Source organism: Hyphomonas pacifica, from assembly GCF_000682675.1.
GTDB classification, from domain to species: domain Bacteria; phylum Pseudomonadota; class Alphaproteobacteria; order Caulobacterales; family Hyphomonadaceae; genus Hyphomonas; species Hyphomonas pacifica.
Map to the genome: position 1 here is coordinate 1 of NZ_AWFA01000049.1, position 13,227 is coordinate 13,227.

Here is a 13,227-nt window from a genome sequence, read left to right on the forward strand (position 1 = left end):
GATGGACCACCTCAGTGGGGCAGAGCAGGGCATGTCCACGACAATGAAACTGTCAGAGGCAGTCACCAAGGAAGAACTTCGCGAGCTGCGCAAGAAGTCAGACCTTCGCGCGCTCGCCACGCTTTCCTGGAATTGGGGCCTCATCATCGCCGCCTTCGCCATCGCGATCATCTGGCCGAACCCGCTGACCATTCTGGCAGGCATCATCATTCTGGGCGGGCGCCAGCTTGGCCTCGGCATCATCAATCATGACTGCGCGCATCATGCTTTCTTCAAGAGCGCGAAAGTCGACGAATTCGTCGGCCATTATCTGGCGGGAGCACCGATGAACATCTCCCTGCCCGCTTACCGCGCTTACCATCTGAAGCACCACAAATATGCCGGCACACCGGATGATCCGGATATCATCTTTGTGAAGTATTATCCCGTCTCAAAGGACAGTCTGCGCCGCAAATTCATTCGTGACCTTACCGGCCAGACCGGATTTCGCGATACCCTGCGCAAGATCCGCAATTTCCGCCTGTCGCGGAACTGGCCATGGCTGACCTTCCACATTCTGCTGCTCGGTACACTGACGGCTGCTGGGGCTCCATGGGCTTACCTGATGTGGTGGGCGGCAGAGCTGTTCGTCTATCCGGCCATCGTCCGCCTTCGCCAGATCGGCGAGCACGGCACCGTTGCAGACCGCAGCCAGCTTGACCCGCGCCTGAACACCGGCACCACGATAGCGCCCTTCTGGCAGCGCGTGCTGATCGCCCCGAACGATGTGAACTACCATCTGGAACATCACATGTTCGCGTCGATCCCGCCCTACCGGCTGAAGCGCCTGCACCAGCTGCTCTCATCGCGCGGCTACTATGATGGCTATCAGTGCATTTCGCGTGGCTATGGACAGGTGCTCAGCCGCGCTGTGCGCGGTGATGAGCCTGGTATGGTTCCGGCGGAGTAAGAGGCTTTACTCCACCGCCGCCCAGAATGGCCCGGCCGGCAGGCCATTGCCATCAAACAGATTGCAGAGCGGTGAGTCGCCCTGACAGTAACGTACCTCTGTCACCGGCTCGCCCTCTGCCTCGATCACCGCCGCATCGCCCTCAAGGGACGCATTGGCAAAACGGCACATGCCGTCTTCCAGGCAGACTTCAAAGCCGAAGACCGTCCCGGAACTGATGGTCTGCAGTCCCTCTTCCACGCCCTCAAACGTGACGCGGATCACATCGCCATCCCGTGTGCCAGATGCCACTTCAGGGCCGGATGGCCCCGTCACAGCCTCACCATAGATCAAATCATTCGCCAGCCGCACAGCGCGCTCTGCCACGGCCAGCTTGTTGGTCGGGTGAATGTCCACAGTATCGCCCAGATCAATCGTCACGACCAGGCCAGCCTTGTCATCGGCCTCGGTCGCGCGGCGCATGGATTCCCGGATCACGCCCCACCCCGGCTCACCCGCCTTGACCGGCAGCGCGCCAAAGCGCGGCAACTGCACCACCATTACCGGCAGGTCCGCCCCGAATTTCTGCCGCCAGTCTTTCATCAGCAGGCCGAGCAGTCCTTCATAGGCTTCGCCCTCTCCGGCATTGGACTCGCCCTGATACCACATTGCCCCCTTCAGACGGATGCCCGCCAGCGGCGCAATCATGGCATTGTGCGTCATCGTATAGCCCTTGATCGTGAACCAGGGCGCGGGCGGCGGCACCTTCACACTCGACGGCACCTTCTGGTAAGACCAGCCCTGCGCGAGGGAAACCGCAGAGCCATCAGCCAGCTCCACCTTCATTGCCTCGTCCGGGCCGCTCATGCCGCCGCTTGCCCAGTCATTATGTACGTTCACCAACAAGGTGTTCTTGCCGGGTTTCAGCAATCTGGCAGGCACCTCATAGTCGCGATTACCACCCCAGCTGAAAGTTGATCCGATCGGCGTACCGTTCAACCAGGTGAAATCCGTGTCATCCATCGCGCCCAGATGCACTGTCGCATCCTGCTTTGCCTGCTCGCGTGTCAGCGTGAAGCTTACCTTGTGCCACACCATGCCATAATGATGCTCCAGCTCCGGGTCGCCCCAGGCCTGCCAGTCAGACATTGAACCGGGTACGGACTTCCAAATGCCTGCCGCATCATCTTCCCAGGGTTTTGCGCCCTGATTGGCCGGATCCGCCAACCAGGCCTTCTGCCACATTTCGGCATAGGCCTTCATCCCGGCCAGCGGGTCATCGCGATAGGTTTCCAACAGGTCCAGCTGCGCCGTGTATTGCGGCTGCGCACGCATCAGATTGCCGTCAATCCAGGGCTCGATGCGGGAACCACCCCAACTGGAATTGATCAGGCCAACCGGCACGTCATGCGCCTTCATCAGTTCACGACCTGTGAAATAGCACAGCGCTGAAAAGTCTTTGGCAGAGTCCGGCGAAGAGATCGCCCAGGCATCGCCCTCCGGCAAGTCCCGCTCCGGCGTCAGGGACAATACTTTTGATATCTGCAACAGGCGCAGCCGCTCATGGTTCGCCGCCTCCACTTCGCGCTCGCCATAGTTCACGCGCGATAACGGATATTCCATATTGGACTGGCCGGAACACAGGAACACATCGCCCGCCAGCACATCCTCGGCAGAATCGACCACCGCGTCATTCTGTTCAAGTGTGATCGTGTGCGCGCTGCCGCCTGCCAGTGCCGGGAACTCCGCCCACCAGCGTCCATCGCGCCCGGCCGTCACCTGCTTGACGGCATCGTCCAGCTTGACCATCAGCATATCGCCCGGCTCGGCCTCGCCAAAGATCGCCACCGCCGCATCGCGCTGGATCACCATGTGATCCCCGAACACATCAGCCAGCTTCGGCGCCTCTGCCAGCGCGCTGCCCGCCAGCAGCAAAGCCGCTGCACTCGTGAAACTCCATTTGCCAAATGCCATCTGAAACTCCGCCCTTTTTGATTTTGGGCAAAGGTTCAACAGCCCAGGCAGAAAGTCCAGTGTTAGCGGTAACTAAATTTGTTCACCCCACCATCATCCAGACTGCCACGCCAGAGAGGATCAGACCGAAAATACGGTTCATCAGGCGCGCATGACGCTCATCCGCAAACTGCCTGGCAATGCGGTCCCCAATCATGGTCCAGACTGTAAACGCGACGAAATTATTGAGGGTGAAGACTGTCGTGATCCACAAGACCTTAAGAAGATGAGACTGATCCCCACTCGTCAGGAATTGGCTGAACATCAAGGCGATAATCACATAGGCTTTCGGATTGAGGACCAAGAGCAATGCTCCGCTCCAGAAGCCAGCGGGCCGGGCTTCATCAGCATCCTCCAAGGCTCCCGCATTGAACAGCTTCCAAGCCAGGTACAGGACATAGACAGATCCTGCCCACCGGATCACCAGAAAAATACCCGGCAAACGCTCCAGCGTCGCCGCGAAGCCAAAACCAATCGCCAGGGTCACGATCCATGTCGCGACATGGTATCCTGCGCTGGCCAACAGGGTCGCGCGCACACCAAAGCGCGCGCCATTGGCCGCAAAAAACATGTTTCCAGGCCCAGGACTGTAGGCCAGCGGAAACAGGAAGATCAGCAGTGCAATCATGGGAATACCTCTCAGATCCGATCTGGAGGTCCTGCCTGCGCGGGTCTCGTCAAACGACCCGTTTCTTGCGGTCCTGCGGATTTATCTTCCAGCGACTGCCAGTTTGAACGCCTTTGCAAACACGCTCGGCAGGCCTTCGACCGCGTCCACATTCACCCATTGGCCGTCTGCCTTGGGTCGCCGGGCCAGGTCCGCGCGCATCACCCTGAAGCGCAACGCAAAATGCGTGAACACGTGGCGCACCTCGCCTACCTCTTCCCAGTCGGCTTTCGCAGGCGGCGGCGTCTCCGGGAAATCCCCCTCCACCCAGTCACCCGTCGGCAGCGCCAGCATCCCGCCCAGCAGCCCCTTGTCCGGCCGCCGCACCAGCAGCACCTCCCCCTTCGAATGCAGCACATAGGCGATGCCATGTCGCACCGGTTTCTCCGGCTTGGCCGGCTTGATCGGATACCGCTCCGGATTGCCCTCGGCCCTCGCAGCGCAGAGCTCAGACAGCGGACAGATCAGGCAGTTCGGCTTTGTCGACGTGCATACGGTCGCGCCCAGGTCCATCAACGCCTCAGCGAATTCGCCCGGACGCTCCTCCGGCACCAGCTCTCTTACACGCTCGGCGATCACCTTCTTCTCGGCTGCCCAGTCCCCCTTCAGCGCCAGCAATCGCGCGAACACGCGGTCGACATTGCCGTCCACCGCGGCGGCCACCTGATCGAACGCGATCGACGCGATCGCCCCCGCCGTGTACGGTCCAACCCCCGGCAGCTTGCGCAGTTCTGCTTCTGTCTCCGGAAAGCCGCCGCGCGCCGCCACTTCCCGCGCGCACTTCAACAGGTTGCGCGCCCGCGCATAATAGCCAAGCCCGGCCCAGGCGCTCATCACCTCTTCATCCTTCGCCGCCGCCAGCGCTTCAACTGTCGGCCAGCGCTCGGTGAATTTGAAGAAATACGGGGTGCCGTGGGGAATGGTCGTCTGCTGCATCATGATCTCGCACAGCCAGACGCGGTATGGGTCAGGACGCTCCCCCACGGCGCGGTCCGCCGGTCCTGTCCGCCAGGGCAAATCACGTGCATGACGCTCATACCAGGTGAGCAACCTGTCAGGCAGGCTGTTCAAATCTGCGTGCTTTGTTCGGCCCATGACTTTCCCTCGCCTGCAAGCCGTGCAATCTCGTTGGAATGGTCACGAGATCAAGTCTTGATCCCATAGAGGAAGCCCGCGCCCGGGTCCGCCTGCGTTACATGCGGGCGCGCCGCGCGCATCCCGGCATGAACCAGATCGGCCTCACAGCAGAACGGATCGGCCGCAAGTCCGGCGCCAAGAAGCTGCCACCCATCCAAGTGCTGCGCCAGCGCTGGCGGGAAATTGCCGGCGAACAGCTCTACAAATACTGCCGCCCGGAACGCCTCAGCGGCGGCAAGGCAGGCCGCGTGCTGACTCTGAAAGTCCTGCCCCAGGCTGCACCGATGGTACAGCACCAGTCCGAAACCTTGCGCCAGCGCGTCTCGGTCTCCGCCGGGGGAGACATTACCGCGATCAAGATCGTGCAGGGCGCGCTTCAATCCAGCGATGTCAAACCGCTGCGCCGCAAGACGCGCCCGCTCACCCCGAAAGAACGCCAGGAGTTGGAGACAAGCGCCGCCCGTATTCAGGACGAGAAGCTGCGCGCGGCAATTGTTGCCCTCGGCACCGCCATGTTAACCGCTGAAGATGATGAACCAGAGGCCACCCCGCCGACCAAACGCGGCAGCGAGTTGCCTTTCTGAGATACCGCGCAGAGGACCCACGCCCATGCTGAAATCCCTTGTCACGGCTGCTACAGCCATCTGCCTCATTGCGCCCCCGGCCCTGGCTGAAGACTACAGCATCGGCCATAGCAAAGGCGCAGAGGATGCGCCGATCACGATCATAGAATATGGCTCGCTCACCTGCGGCGGCTGCAAGTATTTCCACGACAAGGTTCAGCCCACCATCGAGGCAGACTATGTTGACACTGGCAAAGTGCGCTTCATCTTCCGCGAAGTGCTGCGTAATGATCTCGACGTCGCCCTCGTCGCGCTCGCGCGCTGCGCACCGGACGACAAATTCTTCGAGATCACGAATACGATCTTTGAGAACCAGTCCGACATCCTGTCCGCCGCCAGCCAGGGCAAGGCGATGGAAAAGTTCGTCGAGATCGGCACGCCCTACGGCATCGACAGTGAGGATGCCTTCAATGATTGCTACAGGGACATGAACATCCGGCTCGACATAATTGAGGTGGAAAAGAGCGCTGACGCCTATGAGCTTCACGGCACGCCGACCCTTATCGTGAATGGCGAGGAGAAATATGTGGATGATGATTTCCACTCCGGCGAAACCTTCGCCGTATGGCTCGACAAACAGATGCCTGAGGCCTCAGATACGCCTGACGAAAAGGCACAATAGTTAACAGAACACGGGGTTGCGGTTAATGAATTGGCAACCAAACCGACTCAATTCTTAACGCGAAGGTTATGATCATGAACTTCTTCTCTCGACGCACTGCCATTGCTGCCATGTCGGCGCTTGCGCTGGCCGCATGTGGCAATGATGCCAAGACCACGCCCCCGGCAGGCAATGGCGGGGGCAAGTCCGCGAACACTGAGCTGGGACACCTCAAAGGCTCTCCCGACGCGCCGGTCACACTGATCGAATATGCCTCGCCCACCTGCCCGGCCTGTAAATACTGGCATGACAGCATCCTGCCTGTCGTCGAAGAGGAATATATCGCGACCGGCAAGGTAAAGCTGATCTATCGCGAATTCCCGCTGCACCAGCCTGATGTACCGGCCTACCTGGTCGCCATGTGCGCAGGCGAAGACAAGTATTTCGACGTTCTGGACGAGCTGTTCGAATACCAGTCCGGCATTGTGGATGCGGCCCGCAACGGCGTTCTGAAGGCCGCCCTTCAAACCATTGGCCAGCGTCACGGTATCGAGACCGAAGAGCAGTTCGATGCCTGCATGAATGATTCCAGCCTGCGCACGCAGATGGCAGACGTCTATGCCACCGCCGAAAAGTACAACGTCACCGGCACGCCGACCTTCGTGATCGACGGCAAGGTACAGCAATTCGAGCGCATGAATTCCGCTGACCGCGTAAAGGCGAGCCTGAATGAAGCGCTCGCAGCCAAGGGCGTCGATGCGCCTGCCGCTGCGGAACCGGCAGAATCAGGCGATACAGACACGACCGATAGCGAATAGACGGGAAAGGAGCCGGAATGCAGATAACTGAATTACGTATTGCTGGCTTCAAGTCATTCGTTGACCCGCAGAATTTTCCCGTTGAGCCTGGGCTGACAGGCATTGTCGGGCCGAATGGCTGCGGCAAGTCCAACCTTCTCGAAGCCCTGCGCTGGGCCATGGGCGCCAGCTCAGCCCGCGCCATGCGCGGCGGAGAGATGGACGATCTGATCTTCTCCGGGGCGGACGGTCGTCCGGCCCGCGAGACCGCAGAAGTCACACTGGTGCTGGACAATTCCAAGCGCACCGCGCCGCCGGAATTCAACTCTGCCGACACGCTGGAAATCATCCGCCGCCTGAAGCGTGGCGCAGGCTCCACCTACAAGCTGAACGGCCGCACGGTACGTGGCAAGGATGTGCAGCTGCTGTTCGCTGACGCCTCCACAGGTGCGAACTCTCCAGCGCTTGTCCGTCAGGGCCAGATCTCGGAACTGATCGGCTCCAAGCCGCAGAACCGTCGCCGCATTCTTGAAGAGGCCGCCGGCATCGCAGGTCTCAACACACGCCGCCACGAAGCAGAGTTGAAACTGAACGGCGCCGAGACCAATCTCGAACGCCTGACAGAAGTCTCCGCTGAGGTGGAACGCCAGCTCGCCAGTCTGAAACGTCAGGCCAGCAAGGCCCGCAAATACAAGCGTCTGTCGGAAGAGATCCAAGCCCTCGACGCGCTGATTGCGCATCTGCGCTGGCATGAGGCCAAGCTCGCCTGCGAGACCGCGCGCGAAAATCTCGAACAGGCCCGCCGCGCCGTCGAAGAAAAGACCCGCGAAGACGCTATGCGCGAGCGCGAGCGGATCGAGGCCAGCGAGGGCCTGAACCCGCTTCGCGAAGCCGAAAGCGTTGCCGCCGCAAAACTTGGCCAGTCCCGCATCACCCTGGCCAAGCTGGAAACCGAGCGCAAGGTTGCCGCCGAAACGTTCGAGCGTCTGGACTCTGAGGCCACCCGCCTGATGGAAGACATTGAGCGCGAACAGGCAACCAAGCTGGAAGCCGAAGATGCGCTCGCCCACGCAAAGTTCGAACTCTCCTCCCTGCCTGTGCTGGATGAAGCCCGCAATGAAGAGATTGAGGCTGAGACGCGTACCGCACTGGAAAATGCCCGCACGCGTCTGGCCGCTGCCGAAAAGACCGCCGATGAAGCGCAGGAGCGTCTCTCCGAAGTCCGCGCCCAGCGCCGGGCCTCCGAAGAGAACGCCGCGGCGCAGAAACGCCGCAAATCGCAGCTGACAGCAGAGATCGAGCGCCTACAGCGGGAAATGTCCGGCCTGGAAGATGCCGTCACGCTGGTACGCCGCCTGAAAGAGGCAAAGGGCGCGCAGGACCAGGCCGAAACAGCTTTGCACGATGCCGAGCACGCGGTGGAAACCGCTGAAGCCGATCTCGTCGCCGCGCGCGAGGCAGAAACCTCTGCGCAGGTTCCGCGTGATACCGCCCAGCAGGAACTGCGCGCACTGGAAGCTGAGATTGCCGGCCTCCACAAATTGCTGCGCAAGGCGGAAGGCCCGACCGCGCCGCCGGTCGTCGAGCGCATCCGCACCAGGGATGGCTACGAGAAAGCCGTTGCCGCTGCGCTCGGCGATGACATCGAAGCGCCGACTGACCGCAATGCCGCCATGTTCTGGGGTGGCGCGTCGCTAGCCAGCCAGTCTCTGCCGATGGGCGCAACGCCGCTGACGGACGTCACCGAAGCCCCCGGCGAACTCGCTGCACGGCTCTCGCAATGTGGTGTGGTAGACGAGTCTGACGGCGAGCGCCTGATGGCGGAGCTGAAGCCCGGCCAGCGGCTTGTCTCGGTCGAAGGCCATCTCTGGCGCTGGGACGGGTTTACGCGCACGCCCGATGCGCCGGTCAGCGCTGCGGCTCGCCTTGAACAGCAGGCCCGCTTGGAAGCCGCTGAGGCGGAACTCATCCCGCTGCGGGAAACCTTTAACGCCCGCGAAACCGAGCTGACCACAGCGCGGGAGCACCGCGAGACAACCGAGCGCACACTGAAAGAGCGCCGCCAGGCTATTGCCCCGGCCCAACGCGCCCTTAGCGATGCCCGTAACAAGGTCTCCCAGGAGGCGCAGGCCTCCGAACGCGCCGCCATGAAGCGCGACACCAGCGGCGAAGCCCTGACCCGCGCCGAGGCAGACCTTGCCATTGTCAATGAGACGCTGGCCATGATCTCTCCCGAAGGCCCGGCCGAGGATGAAGTCGCGCTTCAGACCCGCCTTGCCGATGCCCGCACCATGGTCGCAGAGGCCCGTGCCGAGGAGGTCGAAGCCCGCGGCCGCCTGACAGACATCACGCGTGGCCGCGAACAGGCCGCCGCCCGCCGCGAAGGGCTGGAGCGGGATATCAAGACATGGACGGCCCGCATCACCTCCGCCGAGGAACGGCTCGCCCGCCTGATCGAACGCCGCAAGACTGCGGCTTCTGAAGCGCTCGCCGCCAAGGCTCGCCCGGAAGAGCTGGCAGGCCAGATCGAAAGCCACCGGAATCAGGTCGAATCGCTCGAAACCGAGCGCAAACAGGTCGCTGACCGGCTGGCCGAGAAGGAAGCCGCGATTCGCGAGGCAGAACAGGCCGCCCGCCAAGCTGCCAATGCCGCCTCCGAAGCGCGCGAGAATCTCGCCGCCTGGAAGGTGAAGCTCGAAAACGCCGAAGGCCGCCTCGAAGAATCGGTCGAGATCGCCCGCAACAATTTCCAGCGCACACCGGAAGGCCTGCTGGCCATTGCCGAAGCCGGCCTCGACGAAGAAATTATGGGCAACTTCACGCCCCGCGACGCCGAACGCCGCGCCGAGGATCTGCGCCGCGACCGTGACCAGCTGGGCGGCGTCAACATGAATGCCGAGGAAGAAGCGGCAGAGCTGGAAGAACGCCTCGGCTCACAGGTCACCGAGAAGGAAGACCTGGTGGCTGCCATCGCCAAGCTGCGCCAGGGCGTAGAGGCCCTGAATGCCGAGGGCCGCGAACGCCTGCTGGCTGCCTTCGAGACGGTCAACGAGCACTTCAAGGCGCTGTTCACGGCCCTGTTCCGCGGTGGTCAGGCAGAGCTGCGCCTCGTCGATGCGGAAGACCCGCTGCAGGCCGGCCTCGAAATCTTCGCCCAGCCGCCCGGCAAGAAGCTCGGCACACTGAACCTGATGTCCGGGGGCGAGCAGGCCCTGACGGCGGCGGCGCTGATCTTCGCCGTCTTCCTCTCCCGCCCGGCGCCGATCTGCGTGCTGGACGAGGTTGACGCCCCCCTCGATGACGCGAACGTGGACCGGTTCTGCAACATGCTGAACGAAATGCGCCAGCGCACCGACACACGCTTCGTTATCATTACGCACAACCCGGTGACGATGAGCCGGATGGACCGTCTTTTCGGCGTAACCATGCGCGAAAAGGGCGTCTCCAAGCTCGTTTCCGTGGACCTTCAGGCCGCTGAAGAGCTCGTTGCGGCGGAGTAACGCACACTCCGGGGATAGAAATCCATAACTTTCAAAGATGTAGCAAACTGCAATCGCGGTTGACTTGGCGGGCCCGTATACATAGTTTGCGCCGAAATCCGGGGGGCACCCCATCGGAAGGGATTCGCGTGCGCGGAGCTATGGCAGACAATGTCCAGTAATGGTCCAGACGACCTGGGGGAGCGTATCGCCCAGGCGCAGGCGGCCAGAGCGGCCAAGGAAGCAGCCAAGCGCAAGCTGGAACCTGACGAGGGGAGTCTCTCAGCCGGGGCCTACGCCCTGCGATATGGCGCGGAATTCGTCGCCTGCATCTTTGTCGGGGGTCTGTTAGGCTACTGGATTGATGCGTTCGCAGGGACAAAGCCCTGGGGCCTGTTGATTATGGGGGTCTTTGGCTTCGCAGCAGGTATTCGGGCGATGATGCGCGCCTATCGGGAACTGAATGCCCGGGCGCAGGAAACTTCACAGGGGTCTGAGACCTCAACAAACGGGACCGGGAACGAATGAACTTCGCTCTTACACAAACCGCGATTGATCCTATCCACCAGTTCCAGGTCAGCAAATGGCTGGACCTGAGCATTGGCGGCATCGACATTTCCTTCACCAACGCGTCGGGCTTCATGCTGCTGGGCGTTGTGCTTTGCATCGCCTTCTTCGGTTACGCCGCGTCCAAGCGTGCGCTCGTGCCGGGCCGCACTCAGTCCATGGCAGAGATCGGCTATGGCTTTGTTGCAGACATGGTGCGCTCCACCGCCGGTGAGGAAGGCCTGCGCTTCTTCCCGTTCGTGTTCACCCTCTTCTTCTTCGTCTTCTTCGCCAACATGATCGGCATGGTGCCTTACGCCTTCACGACGACCAGCCACCTGGTTGTCACCGGCGCCCTTGCCATTCTGGTGATCTCTATCGTCATCGGGTTCGGTATCTGGAAGAATGGCCTGAAATTCTTCAAACTGTTCGCCCCGTCGGGCGCGCCATTCCTGATCTACTTCATCCTCGTTCCGATCGAGGTGATTTCCTTCCTGGCCCGCCCGGTTACCCTGGCGCTGCGTCTGTTCGCCAACATGCTGGCCGGACACATCATGCTGAAACTCTTTGCAACTTTTGCGGCCCAGCTGATCGGCGCTGCCATCTCCGGTACGGTGCTGCTCGGTGTGGTCGGCCTGCTGGCCTTCGGCATGGGCGTCGCGCTGAACGCGCTGGAGCTGCTGGTGGCCGGTCTGCAAGCCTATGTGTTCGCAATTCTGACCTGCGTATATCTCAACGACGCACTTCACCCGTCACACTAGGGAAACTTTCGCCAGTGCGGCCATAGGGGCCGCACTAAAACCTTGACGTAGCCCGGCGAACACGCTTCACGGGCGGCAAATTAGAAACCTTTTGCATTCCAAACAGGAGACAACCATGGAAGGCGATATCGCTCTCGGCCTTAAATATGTAGGCGCAGGCCTCGCAACGCTCGGCATGATCGGTGCCGCTATCGGTGTGGGCAACATCTTCAGCTCGTTCCTCGACGCTGCCATGCGCAACCCGTCCGCTGCTCCGCAGCAGACCGGTAACCTCTTCATCGGTATGGCCCTCGCAGAAGCTCTCGGCATTCTGTCCTTCCTGGTCGCCGTGCTGATCCTGTTCGTGGTCTAACACCCCCGACCGGACTCTTCTCTGGCCGGGCCCGTGCACATTGCACATCAGGCCCGGTCAAAACGGACTGTATGACTGAGGATAGACAATGCTGATCGCATTACTGGCACAAGAGGCCGCTCATGGGGCCGAGCATATGCCGGACGACGCACCGCCGCCGTTCCCGCCGTTCGAACCCTGGCACATGCCGGGTCAGCTCTTCTGGCTGGCCATCCTCTTTGCGGTTCTCTATTTCGCCCTGTCGCGCTTCATCCTGCCGAAAATGTCGGACACGATCGAAAAACGGTCTGACCGCATTGCCTCGGATCTCGATCAGGCATCTGTCCTAAACGAGCAGGCCACCGAAGCCCAACAGGCCCTTGAGCTGCGCATTGCGCAGGCCAAGGCAAAGGCCCGTGAAACGGCAGCCAAAGCCAAGCAGAAGATCGACGACGAAGTGAGCGCGCAAACCGCTCGCGTCGATGCAGAGATCGAGAAAAAGCTGGACGCTGCGGAATCCCGCATCACAGAGATGCGCGCCAAGGCCATGCAGAATGTCGAACAGATCGCGATTGATACGGCAGACGCCATGACGGCCCGTTTTGGCCTGAAAGCCTCTCCGGCAGATCTGAAAAAAGCCGTTTCGGCGTCGCTGAAGTAGGAGACAGACTGATGAATATGCGTGTTGTCCCTGCCCTCGCTCTCGCCACACTGGTGGCCGCACCGGCCTTTGCCGCATCCAGCAGCCATGGTGGCGGCGGCTTCGTCGGCGGCCTGATGTATTCGCTGAATGATCCGGTTACCCACACGGCCTTCCTGGCCTTTGCGGTGTTCCTGATCATTGCCTGGCGCATGGGGGCCCTCAAGGCTATCACCAGCGGTCTGGACAAGCGTGCGGATGACATCCGTAACGAGCTGGAAGAAGCCCGCAATCTGCGTGAGCAGGCTGCTGAAGCCCTTGCCCTGGCCGAGCGCCGCCAGCAGGACGCTGACAAAGAAGCTGAAGCCATGATTGCCCAGGCCAAAGAAGACGCCAAGCGCATCATGGAAGATGCCCGCAAGGAACTGGCAGACCGCCTGACACGCCGCGAAGCGCTGGCTGAAGCCCGCATCGCGCGCGCAGAAGCTGAGGCCACCGATGAAGTGCGCCGCGCCGCTGCGGATGCTGCGACACAGGCTGCCAAACGCCTTCTTGCGGAAGATACGGCTGTCGATCAGTTCGAAGCTGCGGCTCGCGAAATCGAGACGGCTCTGGCCAATTAGGGCCCTGACATCGAGGGACCGGCAAGCGCTTCTCCCCCGCTCAAATCTTTGAAAGCCCCTGATCTGCCTCCGGATCAGGGG

13 protein-coding genes are annotated in these 13,227 nt (G+C 61.5%); 10 read left to right on the forward strand and 3 right to left on the reverse strand.

Annotated features, from left to right (window positions below; all coding sequences use genetic code 11):
* Positions 1-949: fatty acid desaturase family protein (locus HY2_RS13495; protein ID WP_233346849.1), on the forward strand; the 949-nt coding region annotated here is incomplete at its 5' end.
* 6 nt (positions 950-955) lie between these two features.
* On the opposite strand, the gene HY2_RS13500 is transcribed toward HY2_RS13495, so the two are convergent.
* The 3 genes from HY2_RS13500 to mutY all read right to left on the reverse strand — a co-directional run bounded on the left by HY2_RS13500 (position 956) and on the right by mutY (position 4,703).
* A complete protein-coding gene (locus tag HY2_RS13500) occupies positions 956-2,902 on the reverse strand; it encodes a sialate O-acetylesterase (protein WP_034828524.1) in 1,947 nt (648 codons plus the stop codon).
* An 82-nt stretch (positions 2,903-2,984) separates the two neighbouring features.
* Complete coding sequence (locus HY2_RS13505) at positions 2,985-3,569, reverse strand: LysE family translocator (RefSeq protein WP_034828526.1); 585 nt, start codon at positions 3,567-3,569, stop codon at positions 2,985-2,987.
* An 81-nt stretch (positions 3,570-3,650) separates the two neighbouring features.
* On the reverse strand, positions 3,651-4,703 hold the full coding sequence (gene mutY / locus HY2_RS13510; RefSeq protein ID WP_034828528.1) for an A/G-specific adenine glycosylase: 1,053 nt from the start codon (positions 4,701-4,703) through the stop codon (positions 3,651-3,653).
* Positions 4,704-4,741: 38 nt separating this feature from the next.
* Here mutY and HY2_RS16880 point away from each other — a divergent pair, with 38 nt between their 5' ends.
* From HY2_RS16880 to HY2_RS13555, 9 genes are all read left to right on the forward strand, one after another.
* Positions 4,742-5,329, forward strand: coding sequence for a DUF721 domain-containing protein (locus HY2_RS16880; RefSeq protein ID WP_081815065.1), 588 nt, complete (start codon positions 4,742-4,744; stop codon positions 5,327-5,329).
* A gap of 25 nt (positions 5,330-5,354) precedes the next feature.
* Positions 5,355-5,990, forward strand: coding sequence for a thioredoxin domain-containing protein (locus HY2_RS13520; protein ID WP_051595045.1), 636 nt, complete (start codon positions 5,355-5,357; stop codon positions 5,988-5,990).
* Between the two features lie 74 nt (positions 5,991-6,064).
* Entirely contained in the window at positions 6,065-6,787 is a 723-nt protein-coding gene (locus HY2_RS16885; RefSeq protein ID WP_158534029.1) for a DsbA family protein, read from the forward strand.
* Between the two features lie 17 nt (positions 6,788-6,804).
* Positions 6,805-10,266 carry a chromosome segregation protein SMC gene (gene smc, locus HY2_RS13530; RefSeq protein ID WP_034828530.1) on the forward strand — a complete coding sequence of 1,154 codons (3,462 nt, stop codon included), beginning with the start codon at positions 6,805-6,807 and terminating at the stop codon, positions 10,264-10,266.
* Positions 10,267-10,416: 150 nt separating this feature from the next.
* Positions 10,417-10,773, forward strand: coding sequence for an AtpZ/AtpI family protein (locus HY2_RS13535; RefSeq protein ID WP_051595047.1), 357 nt, complete (start codon positions 10,417-10,419; stop codon positions 10,771-10,773).
* Positions 10,770-11,552 carry a F0F1 ATP synthase subunit A gene (locus HY2_RS13540; protein WP_034793827.1) on the forward strand — a complete coding sequence of 261 codons (783 nt, stop codon included), beginning with the start codon at positions 10,770-10,772 and terminating at the stop codon, positions 11,550-11,552. The genes HY2_RS13535 and HY2_RS13540 overlap by 4 nt, the downstream gene beginning before the upstream one ends.
* Before the next feature lie 115 nt (positions 11,553-11,667).
* Positions 11,668-11,904 carry a F0F1 ATP synthase subunit C gene (locus HY2_RS13545; RefSeq protein WP_027838455.1) on the forward strand — a complete coding sequence of 79 codons (237 nt, stop codon included), beginning with the start codon at positions 11,668-11,670 and terminating at the stop codon, positions 11,902-11,904.
* 88 nt (positions 11,905-11,992) lie between these two features.
* Positions 11,993-12,544: a F0F1 ATP synthase subunit B family protein gene (locus tag HY2_RS13550; RefSeq protein WP_051595048.1), complete on the forward strand. Its 552-nt coding sequence runs from the start codon at positions 11,993-11,995 to the stop codon at positions 12,542-12,544.
* An 11-nt stretch (positions 12,545-12,555) separates the two neighbouring features.
* A complete protein-coding gene (locus HY2_RS13555) occupies positions 12,556-13,146 on the forward strand; it encodes a F0F1 ATP synthase subunit B family protein (RefSeq protein ID WP_051595049.1) in 591 nt (196 codons plus the stop codon).
* The last annotated feature ends 81 nt before the right edge of the window (positions 13,147-13,227 follow it).